Source organism: Sorangium sp. So ce385 (assembly GCF_051474135.1).
GTDB classification, from domain to species: Bacteria; Myxococcota_A; Polyangia; order Polyangiales; family Polyangiaceae; genus Sorangium; species Sorangium cellulosum_D.
This window is the reverse complement of the sequence record NZ_CP150337.1, coordinates 6,711,834-6,738,399: the sequence shown is the minus strand read 5'-3', so window position 1 is coordinate 6,738,399 and position 26,566 is coordinate 6,711,834. Positions and strand designations below refer to the sequence as shown.

The 26,566-nt window shown below is 68.5% G+C and carries 20 protein-coding genes; 4 read left to right on the top strand and 16 right to left on the bottom strand.

Annotated features, from left to right (window positions below; genetic code table 11):
- Positions 1-7 precede the first annotated feature (7 nt).
- The 8 genes from WME83_RS24590 to WME83_RS24555 form a co-directional block, all read right to left on the bottom strand.
- Positions 8-781 (bottom strand): SDR family NAD(P)-dependent oxidoreductase, encoded by a 774-nt coding sequence (locus WME83_RS24590; RefSeq protein ID WP_437321713.1) that lies wholly within the window; start codon positions 779-781, stop codon positions 8-10.
- A 9-nt stretch (positions 782-790) separates the two neighbouring features.
- On the bottom strand, positions 791-1,408 hold the full coding sequence (locus WME83_RS24585) for an ATP-binding cassette domain-containing protein (RefSeq protein ID WP_437321712.1): 618 nt from the start codon (positions 1,406-1,408) through the stop codon (positions 791-793).
- A complete protein-coding gene (locus tag WME83_RS24580; protein WP_437321711.1) occupies positions 1,405-2,094 on the bottom strand; it encodes an ABC transporter ATP-binding protein in 690 nt (229 codons plus the stop codon). The genes WME83_RS24585 and WME83_RS24580 overlap by 4 nt, the downstream gene beginning before the upstream one ends.
- Positions 2,087-2,836 (bottom strand): ABC transporter ATP-binding protein, encoded by a 750-nt coding sequence (locus WME83_RS24575; protein ID WP_061627852.1) that lies wholly within the window; start codon positions 2,834-2,836, stop codon positions 2,087-2,089. The genes WME83_RS24580 and WME83_RS24575 overlap by 8 nt, the downstream gene beginning before the upstream one ends.
- Positions 2,823-3,800 (bottom strand): branched-chain amino acid ABC transporter permease, encoded by a 978-nt coding sequence (locus WME83_RS24570; protein WP_437321710.1) that lies wholly within the window; start codon positions 3,798-3,800, stop codon positions 2,823-2,825. Before WME83_RS24570 ends, WME83_RS24575 begins: the two co-directional genes overlap by 14 nt.
- A gap of 72 nt (positions 3,801-3,872) precedes the next feature.
- Positions 3,873-4,778, bottom strand: a complete 906-nt coding sequence (locus tag WME83_RS24565) for a branched-chain amino acid ABC transporter permease (protein WP_437321709.1) — start codon at positions 4,776-4,778, stop codon at positions 3,873-3,875.
- 3 nt (positions 4,779-4,781) lie between these two features.
- Positions 4,782-6,071 (bottom strand): ABC transporter substrate-binding protein, encoded by a 1,290-nt coding sequence (locus WME83_RS24560; RefSeq protein ID WP_437321708.1) that lies wholly within the window; start codon positions 6,069-6,071, stop codon positions 4,782-4,784.
- Positions 6,068-6,967, bottom strand: coding sequence for an NAD(P)-dependent oxidoreductase (locus tag WME83_RS24555; protein ID WP_437321707.1), 900 nt, complete (start codon positions 6,965-6,967; stop codon positions 6,068-6,070). Before WME83_RS24555 ends, WME83_RS24560 begins: the two co-directional genes overlap by 4 nt.
- A gap of 602 nt (positions 6,968-7,569) precedes the next feature.
- Here WME83_RS24555 and WME83_RS24550 point away from each other — a divergent pair.
- Positions 7,570-8,946, top strand: a complete 1,377-nt coding sequence (locus tag WME83_RS24550) for a porin (RefSeq protein ID WP_437321706.1) — start codon at positions 7,570-7,572, stop codon at positions 8,944-8,946.
- 43 nt (positions 8,947-8,989) lie between these two features.
- Here WME83_RS24550 and WME83_RS24545 read toward each other — a convergent pair whose 3' ends face one another.
- Positions 8,990-9,493 (bottom strand): SRPBCC family protein, encoded by a 504-nt coding sequence (locus WME83_RS24545; RefSeq protein ID WP_437322037.1) that lies wholly within the window; start codon positions 9,491-9,493, stop codon positions 8,990-8,992.
- Positions 9,494-9,495: 2 nt separating this feature from the next.
- Positions 9,496-9,819 carry an ArsR/SmtB family transcription factor gene (locus tag WME83_RS24540; RefSeq protein ID WP_437321705.1) on the bottom strand — a complete coding sequence of 108 codons (324 nt, stop codon included), beginning with the start codon at positions 9,817-9,819 and terminating at the stop codon, positions 9,496-9,498.
- A gap of 144 nt (positions 9,820-9,963) precedes the next feature.
- Here WME83_RS24540 and WME83_RS24535 point away from each other — a divergent pair, with 144 nt between their 5' ends.
- Both WME83_RS24535 and WME83_RS24530 read left to right on the top strand, forming a co-directional pair.
- Complete coding sequence (locus WME83_RS24535; RefSeq protein WP_437321704.1) at positions 9,964-10,698, top strand: TetR/AcrR family transcriptional regulator; 735 nt, start codon at positions 9,964-9,966, stop codon at positions 10,696-10,698.
- A gap of 6 nt (positions 10,699-10,704) precedes the next feature.
- Positions 10,705-11,919: a cytochrome P450 gene (locus WME83_RS24530; protein ID WP_437321703.1), complete on the top strand. Its 1,215-nt coding sequence runs from the start codon at positions 10,705-10,707 to the stop codon at positions 11,917-11,919.
- 66 nt (positions 11,920-11,985) lie between these two features.
- Here WME83_RS24530 and WME83_RS24525 read toward each other — a convergent pair whose 3' ends face one another.
- The 6 genes from WME83_RS24525 to WME83_RS24500 form a co-directional block, all read right to left on the bottom strand.
- Positions 11,986-14,721, bottom strand: a complete 2,736-nt coding sequence (locus tag WME83_RS24525; RefSeq protein ID WP_437321702.1) for a bifunctional acetate--CoA ligase family protein/GNAT family N-acetyltransferase — start codon at positions 14,719-14,721, stop codon at positions 11,986-11,988.
- Between the two features lie 194 nt (positions 14,722-14,915).
- Positions 14,916-15,860 (bottom strand): fibrinogen-like YCDxxxxGGGW domain-containing protein, encoded by a 945-nt coding sequence (locus WME83_RS24520; RefSeq protein ID WP_437322036.1) that lies wholly within the window; start codon positions 15,858-15,860, stop codon positions 14,916-14,918.
- Positions 15,861-16,132: 272 nt separating this feature from the next.
- A complete protein-coding gene (locus WME83_RS24515; protein ID WP_437321701.1) occupies positions 16,133-17,035 on the bottom strand; it encodes an NmrA family NAD(P)-binding protein in 903 nt (300 codons plus the stop codon).
- Between the two features lie 183 nt (positions 17,036-17,218).
- Entirely contained in the window at positions 17,219-18,817 is a 1,599-nt protein-coding gene (locus WME83_RS24510) for a hypothetical protein (protein ID WP_437321700.1), read from the bottom strand.
- A gap of 179 nt (positions 18,818-18,996) precedes the next feature.
- Positions 18,997-20,679 carry a hypothetical protein gene (locus WME83_RS24505; protein WP_437321699.1) on the bottom strand — a complete coding sequence of 561 codons (1,683 nt, stop codon included), beginning with the start codon at positions 20,677-20,679 and terminating at the stop codon, positions 18,997-18,999.
- Between the two features lie 428 nt (positions 20,680-21,107).
- Positions 21,108-21,935, bottom strand: coding sequence for a TetR/AcrR family transcriptional regulator (locus WME83_RS24500; RefSeq protein ID WP_437321698.1), 828 nt, complete (start codon positions 21,933-21,935; stop codon positions 21,108-21,110).
- 1,195 nt (positions 21,936-23,130) lie between these two features.
- On the opposite strand from WME83_RS24500, the gene WME83_RS24495 reads away from it, so the two are divergent.
- Complete coding sequence (locus WME83_RS24495; RefSeq protein ID WP_437321697.1) at positions 23,131-26,469, top strand: glycosyl hydrolase 115 family protein; 3,339 nt, start codon at positions 23,131-23,133, stop codon at positions 26,467-26,469.
- Positions 26,470-26,566 lie beyond the last annotated feature (97 nt).

Sequence of the window (26,566 nt, the reverse complement as noted above, 5' to 3'; positions counted from 1 at the left end):
GGTGGCCTCAATCCAGGTGTAAACCGCCGTTGATATCGAGCAGCTCCCCGGTGATGAAGCCAGCCAGGGGCGAGGACAGGAAGACCACGGCGTGCGCGATCTCCTCCGGCTCGCAGAAGCGACCGACGGGGATCTGCTTCAGCGTCTGCTGCCGCTGCTCCTCCGTGAGCTGCTCGGTGATCATCTTGGTCTTCACGTAGGCCGGCGCGATGGCGTTCACGGTCACGCCGTGCGGCGCCAGCTCTCGGGCGAGCGAGAACGTGAGTCCGCCGAGCGCGCCCTTGGACGCGGTGTAGGCGGTGCCGGCCGTGAGGCCGCCGGTCTTCATGGCCACCGAGCACATGTTGATGATGCGGCCCCACCTGCGCTCGCGCATGGAGGGCGCCCACGCGCGGCTCAGGTGGTACGGTCCGTCCAGGTTGACGGCCATGATCTTGCGCCACTCCTCCGGCGTGGTCTCCGCCAGCTTGTGATTGGAGAGCACGCCCGCGTTGTTGACCAGGATCTCCACCGCCCCGACGCGCTCGCGCACCTCGGCGCACGCGGCCTCGACCTGCGCCGAGTCGCTCAGATCGAACAGGATCGGGTAGGCGCCATCGCCCAGGGAGGCCGTCACCGCATCGAGCGCCGCGCGATCCGCGTCCGCCAGCACCACGCGGTGGCCTTCGGCGAGCAAGGAGCGCGCGATCGCCGCGCCCATGGCGCCGCCGGCGCCCGTCACCATCGCGACGCGGCTCGGGTTGTTCGTCTTGTCCTTCGTTTCGATTCTCGTTGGCGTCATTCTCGTTGCTCAGCAATCCGCGAGCGCGCCCAGGTAGTCGCGCACGCCCGTATGTTCCAGCAGCCTGCCGTAGGTCGGCAGCTCCGCGACCTGACCGCCGGCCACGAACAGGAAGCGCTCGCAGTGGTCACGCAGGATGTCGATGTGAAACGGCTCGTAGGGATGGACGCACAGCATGACCACGCGGCCGCTGGCGCGGAGCTGCTTGAAGAAGCTCAGCATGAAGCCGATGTAACCGTCCTGCGTGCTGAACTGCGGCTCGTCGAAGATGTGCACCAGCGGGTAGTCGGACCCCGCCGGCCGCAGCATGAAATCGGGCTTGGTCTTCTTGACCGAGCGCACCTGATACGACTGGTGGTAGTGAATGACCATGCGGTCACGCTCGCGGTACTTCACCGTTTGAATATCGCGCCCGCCGCACAGGATTTGCCCGCTGGTCGGCGCGTTGCTGCCCGACAGCATCTCGAACAGGGTCGTCTTGCCGGCGCCGTTCGGCCCCATCACGCCGATGATCTCCGGCCCTTCGATCGTGAACGAGGCGCTGAGGCTGAACGTCTGCTTCCTGGCGAACAGGCCGCGCGAGTACGTCTTCTTCAGGTTCCGCACCTCGAGGACCGGCGTCGTCATGACAGCTCTCCCAGCAGGCATGCGTCCTCTAGCAACGCCCTGGCCGGCCCGTGGTGCACGACGCGGCCGCCGCGGATGATGTACGCGCGATCGCACACCGCCAGCACGCTGCGCACGTTTTGTTCCACCACCAGCACGCCGATACCCTCGTCGCGCAGGCGCGCGATGGTCTTCATGACGTCCTGCACCAGCTTGGGCGCCAGGCCTTGCGACGGCTCGTCCAGCAGCACCAGGCCGGGACCGCCCAGCAGGGCGCGGCCGATGGCGACCATCTGCATCTCGCCGCCGGAGAGGTTCTCGCTGTCGCGATCGAGCAGGTACTCCAGCGCAGGGAACAGGCCGAACACCTCCTTCTCGCTCCAGCTGCGGAACGCCGTCTTCTTCTTGCCCAGCTGAAGGTTGGTCCTCACCTTGAGCGCGGGGAAGATGCGGCGATCATCCGGCACCCAGCCGATGCCGGCGCGAGCGATGTCGCTCGTGGCCGCGCGCGTGATCTCGCTGCCGCCGAAGCGGATCGCCCCGCGGCGCGCCGGCGTGAGACCGAGGATGGAGCGCAAGACGGTCGTCTTGCCGGCGCCGTTCGGCCCGAGGAGCGCCACGGCCTCGCCCTCGCCGACGCTCAGATCGACGCCGAACAGCGCCTGCGTCTCGCCGTAGAAGGTCTCGATACCCTGGATTTCAAGCATCCGCCGGCGCTCCCAGCTTCGCCCGGCGCACCCACGGATCCGAGCGCAGCTCGTCCGGCGTGCCCTGCGCGATCACCTGGCCCCAGTGGATCACCGACACGCGATCGGCCAGCCGGAACAAGAAGTCCATGTCGTGCTCGATCATGACGATGGTGAAGCGGCGCTTGAGCGTGAGGATCAGCTCCAGCAGCCGGTCGCGCCCTTCGGCGCCCATGCCTTGCGTCGGCTCGTCCAAAAAGAGCACGCGCGGCTCCGCCGCGAGCGCCACGGCGATCTCGAGCGCGCGGCGCTGGCCGTAGGACAGGTTGATCGATTTGCTGTCGAGGCGCTGGCCGAGCCCCACCTGCTCGACGACGCGGATCGCCTTGTCCATCGCAGCGGAGTCGGCGGCGACGCTCTTGAACGGGTTCATGCCGGAGCGGCGCATCTCCGGCACGGCGAACAGCACGTTCTCCAGCACCGTGAACTCGTCGAACAAGCTCATGATCTGGAACGAGCGTGCCACGCCCCTCTGCGCGATCTGCCGCGGCGACAGGCCGGTGATGTCCTGTCCATCCAGCAGCACCTGCCCGCGATCCGGCGGGAAGTGACCGGTGAGCACGTTGAAGCAGGTCGACTTGCCGGCGCCGTTCGGGCCCATGATGCCCGACAGCTGGCCCTGTTCGAACGACAGCGTGATGTCCTCCAAGACCACCCGGTCGCCGAAGCGCTTGCTCAGGTGGATGGCCTCAAACAGAGCCATTTCCGGCCTCCGTGGGCAGCGGCTCGGGTCCCGCCGCGCGAGATCGGCGCGAGAGCCTGGCGCGGTAATGCTGAAACGCGCCGGCGATGCCTTCGGGCTGGAACAGCACCACCGCCATGAAGAGCAAGCCGTACCAGAGCAGCCAGGTCTCGGTCGCGGCGCCGAGCAGGTCGCGCGCGACGATGAACACCAGCGCGCCCAGCACCGGCCCCCAGAAGCTCACGGTGCCGCCGCCGATCAGCACCGCCATGACGATGAAGCCGGAGCTGTGCACGCTCATCACGTCCGGATAGGCGCTCTCTTGCGCCATGGCCAGGAGCCCGCCGGCCAGCCCGGCGAACACGCCGGAGAGCGCGATCACGGTCCACTTCGTGAGCCACACGTTGTAGCCGACGAAGCGCGCGCGAGGCTCGTTCATGCGGATGGCTTGCAGCGCCTTGCCGAACGGCGAGTGCACAAGGCGCCACAGCGCCACGATCGCGAGCGCCAGGATGGCGAGCACCACGTAATAGAGCGCGGCGTTGTCCTTCAGCTCGAGCCCAGCCAGCGCCGGCCGGCGGATGTTGAGCAAGCCGTCCTCCCCGCCCGTGATCGAGTGCGCCTTCATGGCCACGAACCAGAACACCTGCCCGCAGGCGATGGTGAGGAGGGCGAAGTAGATGCCGCGCCGGTGCGCCACGAGCGCCCCGACGAGCGCAGCGCCGAGGCCGCCCGCGGCCGCGCCGAGCGCCAGGCAAATCAGCGGGTTTTGCGACCAGCTCAGGTAAGACAGGCCGTAGGCGTAGGCGCCGACGCCGAGGAACGCGCCCTGGCCGAACGCGGGCAGGCCCGTGTAGCCCATGAGCAAGTTGTAGCCGAGGGCGTACAACATCCAGATCGCGACCTCGATGCCGAGGTACTGGTAGAGCCCGACGTGCTCGGCCCAGAGCGGGAAGCTCGCCATCGAGGCCAGCGCGATCAGCATGGGCCTCGTGACCCAGGCTTGCCCGCGCGCCTGGCGGCCTCTTGCGGTGACGGGTGTGTAAAGCGGCATCGATCAGGCCTCGAGCGCGCTCTTCTTACCCATCAGCCCGCGCGCGCGGACGCTGAGCACCAGGATGAGCAAGAGGTACATGGACATGACCGACCACTCGGCGGCGTATCCACCGGTGATGCCGACCGTGACGCCGACGAGCAGCCCGGCGAGCACGGCGCCCCAGAAGCTACCGACGCCGCCCAGCACGATGATGAGAAACGAGGGAATCACCGCGTCCACGCCCACGTGCGGGCGCAGGCCCCAGATCGGCGTCAGGATGATGCCCGCCAGCGCCGCCAGACCCGCGCCCATGGCGAACACGAACAGCCGCAGCCGACTGATGTTGATGCCCAGCGCGCGCACCATCTCGGCGTCGTGCGCGCCGGCCTTCACGCGGGCCCCGTAGGGCGTCTTCTCCAGGAACAGCCACACGAGCGCCATCATCACGACGCCCAGAAATGCGGCGAAGAACCGATACTTGGAGTAGATGAGGTCACCGGCCATGAACGCGCCGTTCACGGCCTCCGGCACCGGCAGGCTCTTCTCGCCCGGGCCCCACACGATGCGAATGCCTTCTTCGAGCACCAGGGAGGCGCCGAAGGTGAGCAGGAGGCCGTACTCGGACTTCTTTCCGTACGTGCGGCGGATACAGCGCTCCAGGCCCATGCCCACGACGCCGAGCAGGAGCGGCGCCACGATCAGCGCCAGCGCGTACCTGAGCGCCAGCGGCAGCTCCAAGTACGTGCCGGCCGCCTCGCCCATGAACCCGGGATTGATGATCTCCACCGCCAGGTAGGCGCCGAGCGCGAACAGCGAGCCGTGCGCCAGGTTGATCACCTCCATGACGCCGACGATGAGCATGAAGCCGAGCGCCAGCAGCCCGAACAGAATGCCGAGCGAGACGCCGTTGATCAGGTGGGGCAGCACGGCTTACGGCTCGTAGACGGGCGTCGACTCGAGCGGCTCCAGCTTGCACTTGGCGTCCGCCTCCTTGTCGACGACCTGGCTCGGATCGGTGTGGCTGAGGATCTTGAACAGCTCGTCGGGGTTCTGGGAGTCGAGGTCGGCGGTGGCCAGGTAGATCGTCTGCTGCAGCTGGTGCGTCGCCGGGTTCATGGTGGCGTCGTGGTGCTGCATGCGGTCTTTGGCCGAGATTCTCAGGCCCTCCAGCTCTTTGATCACCGCGTGGTTCTTGGTGGTCTTGGCGCGCTCGACCGCCTCCAGCAGCGAGCGGGTCGCCCAGTAGCCGTTGTAGAACACGTTGCCCGGCGTCTTGATCTTGGCGTCGGGGTTGGCCTTGGCGTACCTGGCGTTGAACTCCTCGACCCCGGGCAAGTCGAGCCCCTGGTACCAGGTCGTGCCGAACACGCCGAACAGGTCCGTGCGCGGCAAGCCGTAGATGTCCGGCCAGTCCTGCTGGTTGTTGATCCAGGCGTACTTGTCGCCCAGCTTCATCTGCGCGACCTGCGCGCGCAGGGCCTTCAGGTCGTCACCGCCGACGGCAGCGGCGATGACGTTCGGCGCCTTCTGCTGCACCTTGAGCAGGATCGCGCTGAAGTCACGCGTGCCCTGCGGCACCAGGATCTCGTCGATGATCTCGCCGCCGCTCTCCGCCACCACCTTCTTGGTGGCCTTGGCGGTGTCGTGACCCCACACGTAGTCGTTGGTGAGCAAGAGCCACTTCTTGCCGAACGTCTCGATCGCGCCCTTGGCGGAAGCCTGGGTGAAGTTGCTGCCGTTGGCGTCCCACACGAACTTCACGCGGTGGCAGTTCTCGCCGGCCTCCGTGGCGGAGCTGCTGTTCGTGTTGAGGTAGATGACGCCGTACTTCTGCGCCACCTGCGAGATGGCGTTGGCCACGCCGGAGCTGACGCCGCCGACGAGGAAGGCGACCTTGTCCTGCTTGATCATGCGCTCGGCGACGCGGGAGCCCGTCGCCGGCGTCGTCTCGGTATCCATGTGCACCCACTTCACGGGCCGACCGAGCACGCCGCCCCTGGCGTTGGCCTCTTCGATGGCCATGATGATGCCGCGCTTGTCGGAGTCGCCGCTGTTCGCGTACTGGCCGCTGGCGTCCGCCGTGATGCCGATCAGGATCGGCGGTTTGCCGGACTCCGCCTGCGAGGACGAAGCGCCCTCGGCACCCGTCTTCTTGCTGCACGCCGCCGCGAGCACGCACAGCGCGCCCACCGCCGCCAGGTTCAGGGTGCGAGAGGTCATTTCCCGAGCTCGACGCCGTTCTGCTTGCAGTGGGAGGCGACCATGTGTCCGACCAGCCCGTCCGCGTAGCCGGAGTTGAGCGCGGACACGAGCGAGTTGAGCACCGCCGGCCCCATCGGCGCCGTGAGCGGAACGTCCGCCACCATGCGGTTGTAGTAGCGGAGATCTTTGGCGGCGTTGGCGAGCGTGAAGTTGAGCCCGCCGAAGTCGCCGCTCTCCAGGATCTTCGGCACGATCAGCTGGAAGATGCCGCTGTTGGCGCCGCCGCTGCCCACCACCTTGGCGAACTTGCCGAGGTCGACGCCCGTGGCCGCGCACGCGCACAGCGCCTCCGCGATCAGCGCCGCGTGCCCCATCGTGATGAGGTTGTAGATGAGCTTGGTGCGGGCGCCGGAGCCGACGCCGCCCATGTAGAAGATGTTCTCGCAGAACGCTTCCAGCACCGGCCGCACCTCGGCGAACGTCTGCTCGTCGGCGCCGACCATGGTGTTCAGCTTGCCGGCCTCGGCGTCCTTCGGGCTGCGCGCCAGCGGTGCGTCGGCGTAGGACGCGCCGAGCGCCGCCAGGTCGTTCGCGACCCGCTCGCTCATGGCCGGCTCGCTCGTGGAGCAGTCGAGCAGGATCATGCCTTTCTTGAAGGCACCCAGGAGCCCGTTCTCTCCGTACACGACCTGCTCGACCTGCGGAGCGCCGGTCACGCACAGGAGGACGAGGTCGGAGGCTTCGGCGATGGCGCGCGGCGTCTTGGCCTCGCTCGCGCCTTGCGCGAGCAGGTCCTCGATCGGCTTGCGATTCCTGTGAGCCATCGCGGCGACGGGGAAGCCCTTGGCCAGGAGGTTCTTGGCCATGCCGTGTCCCATCAACCCGACTCCGACGAACCCGATCTTCTTTGCCATGATGGACTCCTACCAGGGCGCTGATCGCAGGATCTTCGCCTCCACGCGCTCTGATTTGCCTTCGCCAGCGGCTCTGGCTCAGGGAGCTCCCTCGTAGAATATTTGTTCCAATTTGTCAACCCGTAGAACGAGGACACACAGCAGTTTTCAGAGGGGGTCTGGTACAGCCCCGAGCTCGCCCGCAGAGCTCGGGGCACGGGATGTGCCTGGGAGGCTCGCATGGGCGCCTACGGCCTCGGGGCGAGCGCATGAGAGTCGATAAGCGCTCATAATTGTTCATGATTTTATTGCGCTCACGCTGTTTGGAATGCAGTGAGTTTGCAACTTTGCGCACTTCGATGCGCTCGCCGTCCCGCCCACGGCCTCGACCTGCGCCGGCGACTCGTTGATGCCTACGCCGATGTCGACGGGAGCTGGCCGAGCGCATTGCCGCCGCACCGAACGCCGTCCGGTAGAACTTTTTGGAATTTTAATTTCAAATTTTTTTTGACTTGGACTATTTGTTCCGGTCGCTGCGTGTACCGCCGGCCGCGCTCCACGCCGGCCTTCGTTCGAGATCCAGGCAGAGGAGATCGACAAACGTGCGTCATTCAAAGAGAGTCGTGCGAGCCCTCGTGGTCTGCGCGGGCGTCGTGCCCGCGCTGCTGTCCTCGTTGCCGGCGCGAGCCGAGATCTTCCTGCTCAAGAAGGAGAAGGTGGACGACTGGGAGGTCTCGACCAACGGACGCGTCGACGCCTACCTCAACTGGATCGGTGGCGAGACGATCGACGCGGATGGCCTGGGCAACGAGGTCGACCCCGGCGACCCTGCGTCGACCGAACGGTACATCTTGGTAGGACCGCAGATCTCGATCCGCGGCAACCCGACGCCCGCTGGCGCCGTCGGCAACACCGTCACCGACACGGATCTGAACACGTTCCGCATCCGCGGCGGGTTCGCCAGCACGATCCTGGCCTTCAACGTCTACAAGCAAGTTTTGCCGGACGTGAAGCTCACCATCAAGCTGGCGCTGTGGGCGGGCATTCAGAACGCCCAGAACAACAACGTGCGCCAGTTCAACGACGCGGCCTCGGTGGACTTCCGCGAGCAGTATGTGGACCTCTCCGGAAGCTGGGGCGCAGCGTGGGGCGGCCGCCGCCTCGGCCTGTTCAACCGCGGCGGCATGAGGATGAACTGGACTCTGATCCACCAGCACGGCGTGGGTCACCCGTGCAACGTGGACTCGTCAGGGGCGGCCACCTGCGGCCACACCGGCGTGGGCTCGATGTTCCCGTCTCGTCACGCGCAGCTCGGCTACGCCACGCCGGAGCTCGCCGGCGTGCAGCTCTCGGTGGCGGCGCTCGACCCGGCCATGATCGACGCCTCCTGGAATCGCACGATCGCGCCCCGCTTCGAGGGCGAGCTCACCTTTCGCAAGGTGCTGGACGACAAGCCCGCCGTGAAGGACGAGGTCAACGCCTGGCTCAACGGCCTGACGCAGATGGTCGGCCGCACGAAGGAGTCGCCGAGCAACCCGGACGCGCAGGACCCTGGGATTCCAGCGGACGCGGTGCGCAACGTGTGGGGCGCCGGCGGCGGCGCCTGGGGTCGTTACGCCGGCTTCGGCATCGGCGCCACGGGCTGGTTCGGCGAGGGCCTCGGCACGGCGTGGGCGCTCGGCAACACGGCCATCGACAGCATCGGCGAGCTGCGTATGCACTACGGCTACCTGGCAGCCGCGAATTACCGCGCGGGTGATCTCGAGGTCGCGGTCACCTATGGCTCCACCAACGTGGTGGAGACGGATTGGGACAAGGCCCCCTCGAACCCGGTCAAGATCAGCGTGATCGAGGAAGTGCGCGGCATCGGCGGTAAGGTCGCCTACTACATGACCCCTGTGGTGTTCTCGATCGACGCCATGAATCTGAAGCACACCTGGCATCGCGGTGAGACGCAGGACGCCAACGTCGTCAGCGCCGGCGTGCTCGCAGAGTGGTAGCTGGAAGCAGCGCGTCGCCTCCGCGCGCCGGCGTGCGGAGGCGTCATGAGGCGCTCGCCGGTTCGAAGCCACCCGAGGCGAGCGCGGAGAGGATCTCGGCGAGGCGATCGAACGTCTCGCGCATGCCGGCCTCCATCCCGGACTGCAGGTGCGCGTCGCGATCGGCCTGGGACTGGTAGACGATCCTGCTCGTCAACGTCGTCTTCCCGTCGCGCTCGTCGTACGTCGCCGTCACGAGCATCTCGTGCCCCGGGCCCAGCGGCTCGTAGTTCTCCGTGCACACGACCCGCTCGGGCCGCACGATCTCTCGGTACACCCCCGTGAACCCGTGCTCGCTCCCGTCGGGCGCCCGCAGGACGTAGCGCCACCTGCCGCCCACGCGCAGATCGATCTCGCAGACCGACATCGTGAGGACCCTGAGGCCGTACCAGCGCTTCACGTACTCTGGCTTCGTCATCGCGTCGAACACGATGCGCCGCGGCGCCGAGAACGTGCGCGTGATGACGATCTCTCGCTCTGACGTGACTTCCAGGTTCGTCGTCTCCATCTTCACCCCTTCTCTTCGTCGCGTTGAATCTCGGCCAGCAAATCGTCGAGCTGCTCGAAGCGCTCGTCCCAGATGTCCCGGAAGCGCTCGAGCCATGCGCCGAGCTCGCGCAGCGGCGCCGCGCGCAGCCCGTAGATGCGCTGCTGCGCGCGAGGCTGGACGCCGACGAGGCCGGCGTCCCGCAGCACGCGCAGGTGCTTCGAGACCTGAGGCTGCGCGAGCGGCAGGCGGTCGCAGATCTCGCCGACCGGCAGAGGCCCGGCGCGAAGCAGCTCGACGATGCGCAGGCGGGTCGGATCGGCGAGCGCCGCGAACGTCTGCATCATCGACGGCTTATATTCTTATATCGGTATATACCTGTCAAGGAATATATGCGGAATGACGCTAGAATTTGAGCTTGAGCCGCCGTGACCGATCGACGCTTGACCAATTTTCCAAATCGGTCATTTTTCAGTAGGCGGAGGGCGAGGGTGGCCGACGGAGATTTCTCGAAGCAGCGGCAGCGGGCCGAGCGGATCCTGGATGCGGCGGCGGAGCTGGTGCTCCGCTGGGGGTACAAGCGCGTCACCATCGACGAGGTCGCCAAGCGGGCGAACATCGGCAAGGGCACGGTCTACCTGCACTGGAAGACGCGCGAGGCGCTCTTCCTCGCGGTCCTCGCGCGCGACGCCCTGCGGATGTTCGACAGGTTCGCCGAGGTCATCCGCGAGGACCCGGCGGAGATCCTGCTCCACCGCGTGATGCGGCGCAGGCTCCTCCTCCTCGAGGAGTATCCGCTGCTGCAGGCGCTGTTCACCCGCGATACCGAGGTGCTGGGCAGCCTCGTCACCGACAGCACGGCGCGGCCGCTCCAGGCGAACAAGTTCGCTTACCTCCGCGAGTATTGCGGGCTCCTGCGGTCGCACGGGCTGCTGCGCACCGACGTGGATCTGGACGCCCAGATCTACGCGATCAACGCCGCCGTGTTCGGCTTCTACCTGATCGATCCGCTGCTCCCGGCCGAGGAGAGGCGGTCCATCGAGGAGCGGGCCGACATGGTCGCCACGATGGTGCGCAGGACCTTCGAGCCCCCGGAACCCCCCGAGCCCGGCGTGATGCGCGCGCTCGCGCCCGCGATCATCGACCGGTTCGAGCAGCTACGCGCTCACTACGTGCAGTTCGCACAGGGCAACATCAACTCAACGCGGGAGAGCCCCGAGGAGTGATCCGATATGAGCACGACCGACGTGACCACCCAGCCGAGCCAGCCCACGCTGGACTCCTTTCTGACCTGGCTGCGCAACGCGCGGGAGTCCACCCCGGTTCTTCACGACGAGAAGCAGCGCCTCTGGCACCTCTTCCGTCACGCCGACATCCTCCGCGTGCTGTCCGATCCGGCGACGTTCTCGTCGGACATGTCCAAGTTCATCCCGCCGCAGGCCGACTTCGACCTGTTCTCCAAAGGCAACTTCGTCCGGATGGACCCGCCGAAGCACCGGAAGCTCCGCGATCTCGTCAGCCAGGCGTTCACGCCGCGCGTGGTGGCGGGGCTCGCCCCGCGGATCGCGGCCGTCACCGGCGAGCTGCTCGCCGACGTCGGGGACGCCGAGCGCTTCGACCTGGTCGGGAGCCTGGCCCATCCGCTGCCGGTGATCGTCATCGCCGAGCTGCTCGGCATCCCGACCGCGGACCGAGCGGCCTTCCAGACCTGGGCCGACACGATGCTGTCGAGGGAGACCCAGGGCCCGGGCCAGTTGCCGGATCAGGCCATGGTGGACCGCCTCGGGCCGGTGCTCGGCGAGATGAACCGCTATCTCCTTTCGCACATCAAGCAGCGCCGCGAGCGCGTCACCGACGATCTCATCGGCCAGCTGGTGCGCGCGGAGGTCGATGGGCACCGCCTCGAAGACGAGGAGATCGTCGGCTTCGTCGGCCTGCTGCTGCTCGCCGGGCACATCACGACCACCGCGCTGCTCGGGAACGCGATCCTCTGCCTCGACGAGCACCCCGCCGCCGCCGCGGAGCTCCGGGCCGACCCGGCGCGGATCCCGGCGGCCATCGAGGAGGTGCTCCGCTACCGCCCGCCGTTCCCGCGGCTCGCCCGGCGGACCACGAAGGAGGTCGAGATCGGCGGAGAGCCGGTCCCCGCCGATCAGCTGATCATGCTGTGGATCGCCTCGGCCAACCGGGACGGCGCCCACTTCCAGGACCCCGACACCTTCGATATGCACCGCAAGCCCAACCAGCACCTGAGCTTCGGACACAGCATCCACTTCTGCCTCGGCGCCCCGCTGGCCAGGCTCGAGGCCAAGATCGCGCTGGAGATCCTGCTCGACCGGTACCGGACGATCGCGGTGGCCCGCGACGCTCGCTGCGAGTTCCACAACCCGTGGAGCATGATCAGCGTCCGGCGACTTCCCGTGGACGTCCAGCGGAGCTTGCGCTGAAGAGGGAGGCAGCGCGCGCCGGCCGAGGGGCTGTTTCCGAGCAAGCGCGCCCGCCCTGCGCTCTGCCTACAGGAGGAGCTCCGCCCTCGAGGTCGAGTCCTCGAGATCGCGGGTGAGCCGGAAACCGAGCTTCTGCGCGACGCGTTGCATCTCCACGTTCTCGCCGAGGATATCGGCGCTGATGCGGGAGAGCCCCTCGTCCCGGGCGATCTGCACGAGGAGGCCGAGGAGCCGCGAGCCGAGCCCCTTTCGCTGGTGCTCGTCGCTGATCAGCAGGGCGAACTCCGAGTCGTTGGTGCCGGGCAGCTTGCTCAGCCGGCCCACCCCGATGATCTCGCGATCGGCGCCGTCCGTCGGCGGCTTCTCGACGACGAGCGCCATCTCGCGGTCGTAGTCCGCGAAGCAGACGCGCGTCAGCCGCTCGTGCGCGGTGCGCAGGTCGAGCTGCATCGGGTAGAAGTACCGGAGCCGGACGGTGCGCTCGGAGAGCTTCTGGTGGAACTTGACCATCAGCGGCTCGTCCTCGGGGCGGATCGGGCGGATCGTGAACGCCTGTCCGTCTCGGCTCTTCAGCTCCGTCACGTACTGCGTCGGATACGCGCGGATCGCCGACCGGGGGAGCGCCGACTCGGGGGTGTCCGCCGGGTGCAGGACGACGCGGGCGTCGAGGGCGATCATCCGCTCGGCGCTCGCGGCCAGCGGGTTGATGTCGATCTCGCGGATCCAGGGCTGCTCGATCACCATCTGCGAGAACCGCACGAGCAGGTGCTCGAGGGCCGCGAGGTCCACCGGCGCGCGGCCGCGCACGCCCTTGAGGGCGCCGTAGATCTTGGTCTGCTCCATCATGCGCCGGGCCAGCGTCGCGTTGAGCGGCGGCAGGCCGAGCGCGCGGTCCTTGAACACCTCGACGAGCTGCCCGCCGGCCCCGAACAGGAGCACCGGGCCGAACTGCGAATCGATCGAGCTGCCGAGGATGATCTCGTAGGCGTCCTTCAAGGCGATCATCGGCTGGACCGTCACGCCCTGGAAGTGCTCCGCGCCGGCCTTCTGCGAGACGCTCTCGTGGATCTCCGCGAACGCCCGGCGGACGGCGTCGTCGTCGCGCAGGTTGAGCTTCACGCCGCCCACGTCGGTCTTGTGCGTGATCGTCGCGCTGTACAGCTTGAGGACGGCCGGATACCCCATCTCCCTGGCGATGGCCGACGCCTCCTCGACGCTCCGTGCGACGGCGGTCTGCACCGTCGGGATGCCGTACGCCGCCATGAGCTGCTTCGACTCGAACTCATCCATGAGCGCCCGGCCCGACGCGCGGGCGCCGGCCACGAGCGCCGCGGCCTTCTCGCGATCGACGTCCTGCGCGCGCTCATCCATGCTCGGCGTCTCGTACAGGGCGCGCAGGTTGTACGTGTAGCGGTACATGGAACAGAACGCGCGCGCGGCGGTGTCGGGGTACTCGAACGTCGGGATCCCGGCGCGGTTCAGGATCGACTTGCCCGCCTCCACCTCGGCGCCGCCCATCCAGCTGGCCAGGATCGGCTTGCCCTCGACGTGCGCGTGCTTGCGCAGGGCCTCGGCGGTCTCGGTCGATTGGGTCATGTCCTGCGGCGTGAGGATGACGAGCACGCCGTCGTTGTTCGGGTCCTTGGCGCAGATCGCCAGAGCCTTCTGGTAGCGGTCGGCGCCGGCGTCGCCGAGCACGTCGACCGGGTTGTTGCGGCTCCACGCGGCGGGGAGGAAGCCGTTCAGCTCGCCCAGGATCTCCGGCGAGACCGGCGCCAGCTCGCCGCCGTGGGCGACGAGCGCGTCGGTCGCGAGGACGCCCGGGCCGCCGGCGTTGGTGACGACGCACAGGCGGTTACCGCGGGGCCGCGGCTGCTTGGCCAGCGTCTCGGCCATCGAGAACAGGTCCGCGATGTCGCTCACGCGGAGCACGCCCACGCGCCGGAACGCCGCGTCGAGCACCTCGTCCGAGCCGGTGAGCGAGCCCGTGTGCGAGGCGGCCGCCTTCGCCGCCGCCTCGCTGCGGCCGGGCTTGATCACGATGATCGGCTTGTTCAGCGCCACCTCGCGGGCGGCCGACAGGAACGATCGCGCGTCGCCGATCGACTCCATGTAGATGAGGATGCTGTTCGTCTTGGGGTCGTTGCCGAGGTAGTCGATGAGATCGCCCCAGCCGACGTCGAGCATCGAGCCGATGCTGACGAACGCGCTGAAGCCGACCTGTTCCTGGAGGCTCCAGTCGAGCACCGCGGTGCAGAGCGCGCCGGACTGGCTGATGAACGCCACCTTGCCCGGCCGCGCCTGCCCCTTGGCGAACGTGGCGTTGAGCCCGCCGATCGGGTTCATGACGCCGAGGCAGTTGGGGCCGATGATGCGCATCTTCCCGCGCGCGCGCTCCATGATCTGCCGCTCGAGCGCGACGCCCGGAGGGCCCATCTCCTTGAAGCCGGCGGAGATGACGATGGCGCCGGGGACGCCGGCGTCGACGCACTCGCCGAGCAGGCCCGGCACGCTCGCGGCCGGCGTCACGACGACCGCCAGGTCGACCTTGGCCGGGACGGCCGCGATGTTCGGGTAGGCCTTGATGCCGAGGACGCTGGGCCGCTTGGGGTTCACCGGGAAGACGGTCCCGCCGAACGGGTTGCTGATCAGGTTCCAGAGGAGGGTGCGGCCCACGGCGCCGCTGTTCTCGGTCGCGCCGATGACGGCGACGTTCCGCGGCTTGAAGATCGGGTCGAGGCTCTGAAACTCCTGGCGAAGCACGTCGTGGGCGCGGTCGGTCGTGGGCAGGGGATCAGGCATGACGCTCCTCGGGGGGCTCTGCGTTCGGTCGCCGCCGAGGGGGCTCCTCGGCGCGTCGCTTGGCAGCGACGGCGGCTGTCTTGCCACGCGGTCGGGCTCGGCGCACCGGCCGTCTCCAGGAGGATGTTAGAGGCAGATTCCGTGCCCCGAGCAGGCTCTTCTCGGCCGGCGGGCTCAGCCATCGTTGTGGGTGTTCACCACCGGACCCATCGCGATATGCGCTTGACGCGCGTGTAGCCGCTCCCGTCGACGTGCAGTCCCAGGCGCTGGGCAGACGCTGAGTGGAGATGTGGACCCCAGCCACCGTCGTCCACCGGACTGTCCGCGTCAGAGCCGAGGCTGTACCTCCAGCAGCTGCCGTAGTGCTGCGTCACGCGCGAATATTTCACGGAGCAGTTCTCCGCCGTGGTATCGCCGTCGAAGTCCGAGGACGACCAACCAGCGGCGAACTGAGCTGCGTAGATCTCGGAGTCGCCGGATACGAGCTCCGGAGCCTTGAAATGCAGGGTGTCTGGATCGACCCCGGTCGACTTCGCGCGGAATAGTTGTGCGACCTCGCCCTCGAGGTCTTCCGCCTCGTCGCGGTACTCGGTTCCGTGCAGATAGAGCCACCCGTTGTAGACGTTGGCGTCGAGCGATGGCTCCCCTTTGCTGCCGAATCGATGGAGGTACGGGATGTCCCAGAAGGCCATCGTGGTCCCCTGGTCCGAGCCGATGCTGTTGTAGAGGAGCGCCCAGCCGCCGCCTTCGGCCTCCATGTCGCAGTAGACCGCGGACTCGCCGGCGGCCCCGGATGCACCAGGATGGTGAAGGTACACGCCGCTCGGCGAGCCGGCCGGAACGTCGGCGCAGCTCGAATAGACACACCCTTCATTGACGATTCCGTCGCAGTTCTCGTCGGTGGGCGTATCGCACAGCTCGGACGCAGGTTGGACCTCACCCTCGCATGGGCCATACTGCGTTCCATCGTCATTGCAGGTTCTCGTCCCGGCCTTGCATGCGCCCGCACCCGCCGTCGATGGCGGGCCGCCGTAGCAGAGCTCCTGTTCTCCAGGCTCGCAGATTTTGTCCCGGCCGCCCGCCGAACCGGCTGTATGCTCGGGGTCGAACGGCCGCGTCCTCGGGGAACAGGCTGGCATCATCGCCAACATGACGGTCGTCGCGCAGAACGTACGTGCTCTCGGTATGACGCGCAGAAGCATCCCTCACCCCCCATCGGTAGCCACGCGAACACGAGCTCCACGGCGCGGCGTCCTTGACGACCGCTCCTGCGCCCGGAGAAATCGAGAACGACTCAGGTCGCTACCCAATCTTGATGCCGCAGGAGAGGACGCGTTTTCCGATTTGTCTGGCGCTCGCGCAGCGCGGCGTCACGATGAAATCGAGACGGAAGCGGGGATGTCAGGGGCGATTAGCAGAATACCGCGCGGTTCTTCTCGATGTAGTCGCGGATTCTGGTCGGCGCGCGGCCCGTCAGCCGTTGCACGGTGTCGAACGTGTCTGCCGCCTCCCTCAGCGAGCCGTCGCGCGTCCGCTCGAAGACGTTCCGCACGCAGGCCATGTACACCGGATCGGCGCCGAGCGCGGTGATGGTGCGGAAGAACGCCGCTGGCTCCCTCGCCTCGGCGTGCCACGGGAGGCCCGTGACCGCCTCGATCTTCGCGGCGATCTCCGGCATCGACGCGGCCTCCGTGCCGAGGCCGTAGGCGCGGCCCGCGTGCGCCTTCGGCTCGCGGAGCACGACCGCGGCGACCCGGGCGACGTCGCCCGCGTCGACCCAGCTGGTGCGGGCGTCGCCGATGTAGTGCGGCAGCACGCCGGGCCCGGCTGCGCCGACCTGCAGGAGCAGCGGGAGGTTCTGCATGAACGACGTCGGATGAAGGTGCGTGGCGTCGAGGCCGGATCGGTCGATGTAGGCCTCGACGACCTGGTGCCAGGCGAAGTGGACGATCGTCGTGTCCGGGCTCGCGTGCGCCCCGATATGCACGATCTGCGACGCGCCGGCAGCCCTGGCGGCGTCGGTGGCGGCCTTCGATTGCGCGATCATCTTGACGTCGTACCCGGTGACCAGGAACACGCGATCGACGCCGCGCATGGCGCCGACGATCGCCTCGAGGCCTCGCGTCTCGGCGAGGTCGAGGTCGATGAGCCGGGTCTCGAGGCCGCGCGCCTCGAACGTCGGGGCGGCCTCCGGCCGGCGCACGGCGGCGATGAGCTTCACCCGGCCTGCGGCGTGATCGGGCAAGAGCTCGTCGATGAGGGCGCCGCCGATCTTGCCGGTAGCGCCGAAGACCAGAATCGCGGGAATGGCCATGGGACGGTTCACCTCGGTGCGCGTTGGACGCCCGCCAATCTGCGGCCGCGCGGCGCCGCCGCCATGACCGTTCGACCGGAATGCTTGCCTGTTCGTCCGCCGCCATGCCGCGAAGGCAGGAGGGCGCCCCGCCCGGGCGAGCCGCGAGCCGCAGCTCGCAGCCCGCCCGGCGCGGCGGCGATCTCAGTCCCAGATGTACTGCATCACGTCGAACGAGTCCTTGTGCCAGACGAAGATGCCGTCGCTGAGATAGTGCGGGTGGTGCTCGCCGCCGCACATCACGTAGCCTTGCAGAGGATCGCAGTGCGGGGCGCCGAAGAGGTGCCCGGTCTCGTGGACGGAGATCAATTGGCTGACGCCCACGTTCAGCGCGGAGCTGAACTGCCCGCTCACCTGCACGCCGAGCCACCCGCACGCGGCGCCGCCGCCGTACTCCGGCGTGAGGCCGATGAGGATGTCGAACCCGTGGTGGTCGGGATCGGTGTAGTTGCCATTGAGCTCGTCGATGTCCCAGTCGCGGGTCAGGCCGAGGGCGGTGCGCCCGTAGGCGCCGACGTGCTCGCAGAAGCCGCCGCTCGACGGGTTGTTCGGGAGCCCGCCGACGGCGTGGAAGATCTGCCGGATGCCCATCATCTGATCGAAGCCGTTCGGGTAAAGCACGTACGATCCCGAGCTCGATCCCGGGCTCGACGGGGTGAAGAGCTCGGTGGGCCGCGTGAACGCGTTGAGCAGGTAGGCCTCGGCCGTGCCGGTGTAGCCGATCGCGTCGAAGTAATCCTGGTCGTAGACCACCGCGTTGAAGAGCACGTCGCTCGCGCCGATCGTGAAGGCACCGCCCGTGAAGGAGGTGTCGACGGACGCCGTGCCGCCCGCCGGCTCGACGCTCACGCCGGAGAGGGTGTAGGCGCTGCGGCCGAGGGCGAAGCGCTTGCCCTGCGCCGTGTCGACGAGGATCGGCCCCGCCGTGAGCGTGACCTGCTTCGTCTCCCCGGCGGCGAGCGAGGTGCTGACGCTGCCCGCCGCGACGTTGGTGAAGTCGTTGAACCGGGCGCTCGTGACGCGGGGCCGGAGCACGACCGTGCCCGCCGCGGTGCCGGGGTTCGTCACCGTGAGCGTGATCTTCAGCGGGTCTCCCTTCACGGGCGCGAGGCCGGCCGGGTTGGTCACGGCCACGGCCGTGACGTTGGGCTCGAACCCCGCGGTGGCGTTCACGACGTCGAGCCGGTCGAGGAGGTGCGGCCCGCTGTTGGCCGGCACGTTGACGGTGACGGAGAACGATAGATCGGACGCCCCGGAGGCCAGCGCCAGCTGGACCGCCGAGGGCACGTTGAACGAGAGCCGGTGGAACGTGCCCTGCGCGAGGTTCGTCAGCGGCTTGGTCCCGAGGCTCTCCGACACGCCCTTCGAGGGCGCCTGCACCGCCAGCGTGACCTCGCCGGCCCACCAGGGGTTCGGCTGCACCGACGGCACGCGCACGTCGAGCGAGACCACGCTCTTGATCGGCTCGGTGACGGCGAGCGGCCCGCTCTGGACCACCGTGTACGCGGCGTTCGCGACCGAGAGCGAGCTCGCGCCCTCGACCCGCGTCGTGCTCAGCGACAGCGTGCCCGCGCTGGCCGACCAGCCGGTCAGCGTCTCGAACCCGAGCACGGCGGCCGCGGCGGCGCTGAGCTCCGAGGCGGACTCCCCGCAGTCCTCGCAAGAACCCGCGTCTCCCTCGAAAGCGCAGCCCGACGACAGGATCCCCAGGCAGAATGCAGCTGACAAGTACGAATAACGCATTCGAATCCTCCTCAAAACGGTGCGGCCGGGCGCCATGGGCGCCTCTCTCTCGCGGCCCATTCGCAGCCTGTTTTATGATGTAATTTAATTGCGATTGTTTAAGAACGGTCGCTCGCAAGGTGCGAGTCGTCCGCTTCGACGACGCGCGTTTGGATGAGCCATGACCATCGACGGGGCGCTCAGAGCCCGAGCGCGAGCTTCGCCGCGGCGTACGACCCGGCGTGGGGGATCTCCATGGCGTCGAGCACCGGCGCCATGTCGGCGCCGCCCGCGGCCTCCGTGAAGTAGACGAGGATGCTGTTGCCCGTCTGCGCCACGTTCTGCGTGCAGCTGTTGAAGGCGTACTGGTGTTGCGGATGGAAGATGCCGTGCATGAAGCTCTCGGTGAGCAGCCCGGCGTTCTTGACGTGCCAGAAATAGCAGTTGCCGATGTCGTGCGTCCTCGTGAGCTCGGTGCAGCCGGTGTCGAAATCGATCCCGGTCAGGCCGATGGGGCCGAAGTCCTCGACCGGCAAATACCCCGTCAGGTACGCCAGCGCGTCGGCGATGCCCTCGTTGAGGCACGAGTCGTCGCCGAGGAACGACGAGCGGATCTCGTTGTACAGCTCGTGCGCGTTCTCGTGGGCGAACCGCGGCATCGCCGAGCTCGGGATGCCGCCCTTGTACGCGATGAACGGCGGGTTGCCGTAGTTGATCGTGACCGTCCCGTTCCCGAACGACCAGTTTCCTTCCCCCTGGACCCCGCCCAGCTCGGAAGGCATGAAGAACGCGCTCAGCTTCTCCGAGGTGACGCCGGTCATCGCGCGCTCGATCGCGACCGCGTCCTGCCCCTGCGCGTGCAGATCCGCCGCGGCGGTCCCCGTGCTGTACGAGGGGTGGCGGTAGAACACGCTGTCCACGGTCGCCGAGGTCAGCTGCGTGCTCTCGAACGTCACCGGCGTCGTCCCGCTCCAGACCGGCGCCACATCGTAATAGCTGAGCAGCACGTCGAGGTCCGAGCGCAGCACGAGGCTCGGCGCATACGAGTACGATACGGTGTTGTAGCTCACGGTGGCCGAGCCGGAGACGTGGCGCAGCACCGCCCCCGCCGGCAGCGTCATCGGCAGGTACACGCCGCTGATCGGCTTGCCGTTCACGTTCGGCACGACCGTGGTTTGCCGTGTCGGCGTGCACAGCGGGTTGCTCTCCGGGCAGACGTGGACCACGACGGGAGCGGCCGCCGCGCAGGGCGCCGTGTCGCAGTACTCGAGCCACGGCGGCAGCGGCGCCGCGGCGACCGGCGGGGCGGCGTCGACGACGTCCAGCCGATCGAGGAGGTGCGGCCCGCTGCCGGACGGCACGTTGAGGGTGATGGTGAACGACCAGTCGGGCGCCCCGGCGGACAGCGCCTGCTGGACCGCCGAGGGCACGCTGAACGAGAGCCGATGGAAGGTGCCCTGCGCGAGGCCCGTCAGCGATCTCGTCCCGAGGCTCTGCGACACGCCCTTCGAGGGGGCCTGCACGGCGAGCGAGATCTCGCCGGCCCACCAGGGGTTCGGCTGCTGCGCCGGGACGCGGACGTCGAGCGAGACCGCGCCCTTGATCGGCTCGTCGATGGCGAGCGGCGCGCGCTGGATCACCGTGTACGTCGCGTTCGCGACCGAGAGCGCGCTCTCGCCCTCGCTCCGCGTGGCGCTCAGCGACAGCGCGCCCGCGCTGGCCGTCCAGCCGCTCAGCGTCTCGAACCCGAGCGCCGCCGCCGCGCCGGCGCTGAGCGCCGAGGCGGCCTCGCCGAAATCGTCACGAGAGGCGGCCTCTTCCGCCGAGCAAGCCGACAAGAGGACGCCCACCCAGACTGCCGCTGGTGCGATCAGATACCGCATTCGATTTCTCCTCGAGCGAAGTCGCCGGCTGCCAGGTCGTTCGTCCGGCGCAGCTGGTGGATAGGAGTCGTCCTGTGGGCTGTCAAGCGCGCGTATACGCGGCGATCCATGCATTCATCCCGGAGATGATGCCTGTTAATTATTCTTAATTAGTGTTGCGCTCCGGTGATCGCCGACTGGCCACCTGAGGCAGGCGATCCTCTGGATCAAGGACGTGTGGTCCCGCCGGCCCGAGCACCCCGAGCAGATCGGCGGCGTGGACGTCTACGCGGCGGTCGTGGAGCACGGGGGGGCGGACGCCGGCGGAGTTCTCGGCCCACCTCGCGGCGCGGAGCTCCGCCGAGGGCGCCTGACGCCGGCCCGGGCCGCGCTCGCCGCGGGCGGGCGAGGCCGCCGCGAGGGCAGGGGCCTCTGGGCCCCTCTCGCCCTCAGGCCCGGCCTTCGCCCGGGCCGCCGCGCCGCTCCGCGATCAGGAGCGCGACGGCATCGAGGATGCGCTCCACGCCGAAGTGGAATGCGTGCTCCGGGCTTGACGCCCCTTGATAGGCCTGACCCGCGGATTGCCCGACGCGCGTCGCCACGGGGAACCGCTTCGCGTCGACGACCTTGTCGAGCAGCGGTGCGGTGGCGACCCACCACTCGACGTCCGTCATGCCGCTCTCCTGCCGCGTGCGCCGCGCGCTCGCCAGCGCTCGCGCCGTGCCCTCGACGTGCGTGAGCAGGAGGGTGAGCACCGAGTCCATCTCCACGTCGGTGAGGCCCAGGCCGTCGAGCGGCCGCAGCTCGGCCTCGTACTTGAGCGAGGCGTTCGGCCCGATCACGGGGCGCCCCCCAACGATCTCGAGCAGCCACGGGTGACGCTGGTAGAGCTCCCAGTTGCGTGCGGCGATGTATGCGAGCGACGCGCGCCACCCGCCCGGCTGCCGCGACGGCGCGTCCACGTCGTCGTAGAGGTCGCCGTAGACCGTGTCGACCATGAGATCGGTCAGATCGGCCTTGCCGGGGACATGCGTGTAGAGCGACATGGTCCCGACGTTCAGCTGGTCGGCGAGGTGCCGCATGGAGACCGCCTCCAGCCCGCGCGCGTCGGCGAGCTCGATGGCCGCCGTCACGATGGCGCGCACCGTGAGCCCCGACCGGCCGGGCTTGCCGTGAGAGCCCCAGAGCAGCGCGAGGCTCCGCGCCGGGTCGGCCGCGCGCCCTTCACCCTCGCGCTGCGCGCGCTGGCTGGCCGGCTTCGCGGGGCCCTTCCTCATCGAGACGCCCCAGCGCCCTCGGGCCCGACAGCGGCCCGCCGAGCCACACCGTGTGTGGTGCACATCACGGGACGCCGCATCGGCGGGAGTATGTGCGGCAGCGGAGCGGCACGTCAACGCAAGACGTCGCCGCCGGTCCGGCCTCCGCGCGGCGCCCCGCGCGCGGCGTGGCCAGCCAGGAGCAGGAGCCAGGAGCAGGAGCCAGGAGCAGGAGGAGGAGGAGGAGAGGCCTCATGGGCGCGCGGGCCGACCGCGCCCGGAGCCCCCCGGAGCGGCCGGAGCGCGCGGAGCGACGGCACCGCGGCGTGTCACGCGCGGCTTCCCGTGCCCGGCCAGCGGGTGTAAGAGCGGAGCGTGCCTCACCTCATTTCTGTCCTGCTCCGGCTCGCCGCCGCTCGCCGCGCCTCCAGCGGCGATCCCGGCGGAGGCTCCGGGCCGAGCGGCGCGGGCGCAGCCGGTGGCGGCACCGGCACGGGCGCCGCCGGCCGAGGGGAGGGGGAGACAGAATGATTCGAGGATGTCAAGACCGAATCGCCGCGCCTGCAGCGCGCGACCGGAGATCCCTTGTGCGGGCCGCTCGCCCTCCCGGAAGCGGGATGAGCCCTCGATGATGTCTCCGCGCCTCGCGAGGCCCGCCTCCGGTCGACCGCGCGCGACGGCCGGCATCTCACGAGCTCGGGAGTGACGAGCACGTGAGAGAGGGCGAAGGCGGGGAGTTCCGGCCGCGCGCCGAGCAGCGGAGACCCTGGCGAGCTGCCGCTTCGGAGGGGCCTTGTTGCGCGCTTCAGGCGGCGCCGGCGCATGAGGGTTGCGTCGCTTACGTCCTACCACGGAAGCGCCGATGGTGAGATCAGTTCGGACCTGGGCGGGAATAATAACAACGCCCTAGATCTCATCGAATTCGTCGGGTTACTTACGGGCTCGAAGGCTGACACTGCTGGAAAAATTTCCTAGCCGTGGTCGACAGGTCCGCGGCTCCGTTGATTCAACACGAAGCGGACCACCGCAGGCGCACGTCTTCGAGGGACATCGGTCAATGCACAGAGCGGCCTGCCCCGGCGCCGGATGACACGGCCGGCGCTCGGCGCGGGCGAGCCGACCAACACCGGTCAGCCGCATCAACGAGGAAAACACCGTCATGAGCTATGCACGCATTGCCATCAGGAAGGGTCGAATCGGACCCTCGCTACTCTGCTTGTTGCTCCCCCTGTCGCTCGCCGCGTTGACCGCCTGCGGGTCGGACGGCGAGAAGGGCGAGCCGGGCGAGCCGGGCGAGCAAGGTCCGCCGGGCGAGCAAGGGCCGCCGGGCGAGCAGGGGCCGCCGGGGGAGGACGGTGATCCGGGGGAGAACGGTGTGTCGGACGGGCCAGGGGCCGACCCGGGCAAGTACGTCTCGACCGAGGGGGGCGCGGGTCGCTTTGCCCTGGCCGTGAACGGCAAGGTTCCTCCGCTGGTCGTCAGCGACGACGATTACGCGGGCGTGCGCCGCGTCGCGGACGACCTCGCGAAGGACATCCAGCGGGTGACCGACGCCCCGGCCGAGGTCGAGAACGAGATCCCGGAGTCGGCGTCCGAGGTGGTCATCATCGGCACGCTGGGCAAGAGCCCCCTCATCGATCAGCTGGAGGAGAGCGGGAAGCTCGACGCCTCGGCGCTCACCGGGAAGTGGGAGACCTTCGTCACGCAGATCGTCGAGGACCCGGTGGAGGGCGTGGAGCGGGCGCTCGTGATCGCGGGCAGCGATCAGCGCGGCGCCATCTTCGGCGCGTACGACCTCTCCGCGCAGATCGGCGTGTCGCCCCTGTACTGGTGGGACGACGTCCCGCCCCAGAAGAAGGGCGCGCTGTACGTGCTGCCCGGGGTCCACACCCAGGGTGAGCCCGCCGTGAAGTACCGCGGCTTCTTCGTCAACGACGAGAACCCCGCGACGGGCAACTGGGCGGCGAAGATGTTCGGGCCGGGCAAGGCGCCGGGCTACCCGGGCGGGCTCAACCACCTCTACTGGGAGAAGGTCTTCGAGGCCGCGCTCCGCATGAAGGCGAACTACATCTGGCCGGCCGTGTGGGGCCGGGCGTTCGCCGAGGACGACCCCGAGAACCACAAGACGGCGACGCGCTACGGCATCGTGATGGGGACCTCGCACGAGGCCCCGATGATGCAGGGCATCGAGGAGTGGAATCGCCACGTGGTCCCGGAGGTCAAGGACGCTCAAGGCAATGTCGTCACGCCGAAGACGGACCCGTACGGCGGCACCGGCGACTGGCGCTTCTCCGTCAACGCCGAGGCGCTGAAGAAGCACTGGACCAAGGGCATCCAGCGGATGCACGACGAGAACATCGAGGGCGTCGTCACGCTCGGCATGCGCGGCCCCGGCGACGTGAGCCTGCCCCCGGGGGACGGCATTCCCTTGATGCAGAACATCATCGCCGCCCAGCGGGAGATCCTCGACACGATCATGGATCAGGACGTGGAGACCATTCCCCAGGTCTGGACGCTCTACAAGGAGATCCAGGGGTACTGGGACGCCGGCATCCGCGTGCCGGACGACGTCACGGTGGTCTGGGCCGACGACAACTGGGCCAACATGAAGCGCCTGCCGGAGCCCGGCAAGCAGCGGGCCGGCGGATACGGCCTCTACTACCACTTCGACTACGTCGGCGGCGGCCGCAACTACAAGTGGGTCGACACGACGCTCCTGCCCAACGTCTGGGAGCAGCTCCACCTCGCCTACAACTACGGCGTGGATCGGCTCTGGGTGGTCAACGTCGGCGACTTCAAGAACGAGGAGCTCCCGCTCCAGTTCTTCCTGGACTACGCCTGGAACCCGGAGCGGTGGCCGGTCGAGCGCATCGGCGAGTGGTACGAGCGGTGGACCGAGCAGCAGTTCGGCCCGGACTACGCGGACATCATCGCCGACATCCTGCACGGCTACTCGCTGCTGCAGTCGGATCGCAAGCCGGAGCTGACGAACCGGAAGATCACGGTCGATTACGACCTCCTGTACTCCGAGCCCACGACCCAGCAGCCGGACCCCGACACCGCCGCCGTCACGTACGACGACAGCGCCAGCCCGTTCAGCCTCACCAACTACCAGGAGCTCGAGCAGGTCGCCGGCGAGTGGGAGTCGCTGGCCTCGCAGGCGGAGTTCGTGGCCAAGCTCCTGCCGCACGAGGCGCAGGACGCCTACTTCCAGCTCGTGCTCTACCAGGTGAAGGCGACGGCCAACCTGTACGCGCTGCGCCTTTCGGGCTTCAAGAACAAGCTCTACGCCGCGCAGGGCCGGGCCGCGACCAACGACATGGCCGCCATCGCGGAGGCGCGGCTCCAGGACGATCTGGCGCTCTCCTACCACTACAATCACGATCTCGCCGGCGGCAAGTGGGAGGGCTTCCAGACGCAGCCGCACATCGGCTACGGCGCGCCTGGCAACCCGTCCTGGCAGCAGCCCGAGTACCAGTACAACAACATCCAGGAGTTCATCTGGCCTGAGCTCGTGTCGATCGAGGTGCCCGCGGCGGCGGAGCTCGGCGTGGCGATCGACGGCTCGAGCGACTACTGGACGGCGGGCGGGGGCAGCGAAGAGGAGCCCGTGCTGCCGTCGTTCAGCCCGTACCAGACGGCGCCCGAGCAGTACATCGAGGTGTTCAACCGCGGCAGCGAGCCGCTGGAGTACGCGATCGAGGCCGAGCTGCCCGTCGAGTGCCCCGCCGGCTGGGCGAGCTGGGGCGGCGGCGCCCCGTGCCCGCCGTGGCTGACCATCCACCCGAGCCGCGGCGTCGTCGACAAGGAAGTGCGCGCCACGGTGCGGGTGGACTGGACCCTGGCCCCCACGACGTATCCCGACCCCGCGGATCCGTCGAAGCAGCTGCCGCTCCAGTTCCCGCTCGAGATCCCGATCACGGTGAGCGGGTCGGACGGCAGCTCGGTGGTGGTCAAGGCGCGCGTCGAGGACCCGAGGAAGCTCGACTGGAAGCCCAACCGCTACATCGAGGCCAACGGCTATGTGTCGATGCTGGCGGAGCGCTACAGCCGCGCGATCGAGACGGACGAGATCTGGTGGAAGCAGATCCCGGACATCGGCCGCACCGGAGACGGCATCACGCCGTTCCCGGTGACGGCGGCGGCCCAGCAGCCCGGCGGCAACTCGCCTCGGCTCGAGTACGACATGCACCTCAAGAGCAGCGGCGAGGTGAACGTCTACGTGTACGTGTCCCCCAGGAACAACTTCCAGAACTGGAAGGACGGGATGCAGTACGGCGTGTCGATCGACAACGGCGCGATCCAGCGGGTCAACATGACCCACGCCATCGACCTCAACGGCAATGGCAACAAGATCTGGGAGCGGCACACCTCGGACAACGTCAACATCATGCGCACCAAGCACACGATCAGCGCGCCGGGGGATCACGTCCTGAAGTTCTGGATGGTCCATCCTGGCGTGATCCTCCAGAAGATCGTGGTGGACGCGGGCGGCGTGAAGGACAGCTACCTGGGCCCGCCCGAGAGCTACTGGATGGGCAAGGGGGCGGAATAGTCGCGCGTCGGCTGTAAGCGACCTCGGAGGGCCCGCTGCGCACGGGGTGCGCGGCGGGCCCTCGCCGTTTGTGGCGCCCCGCGCTCGGCGCCCGCGA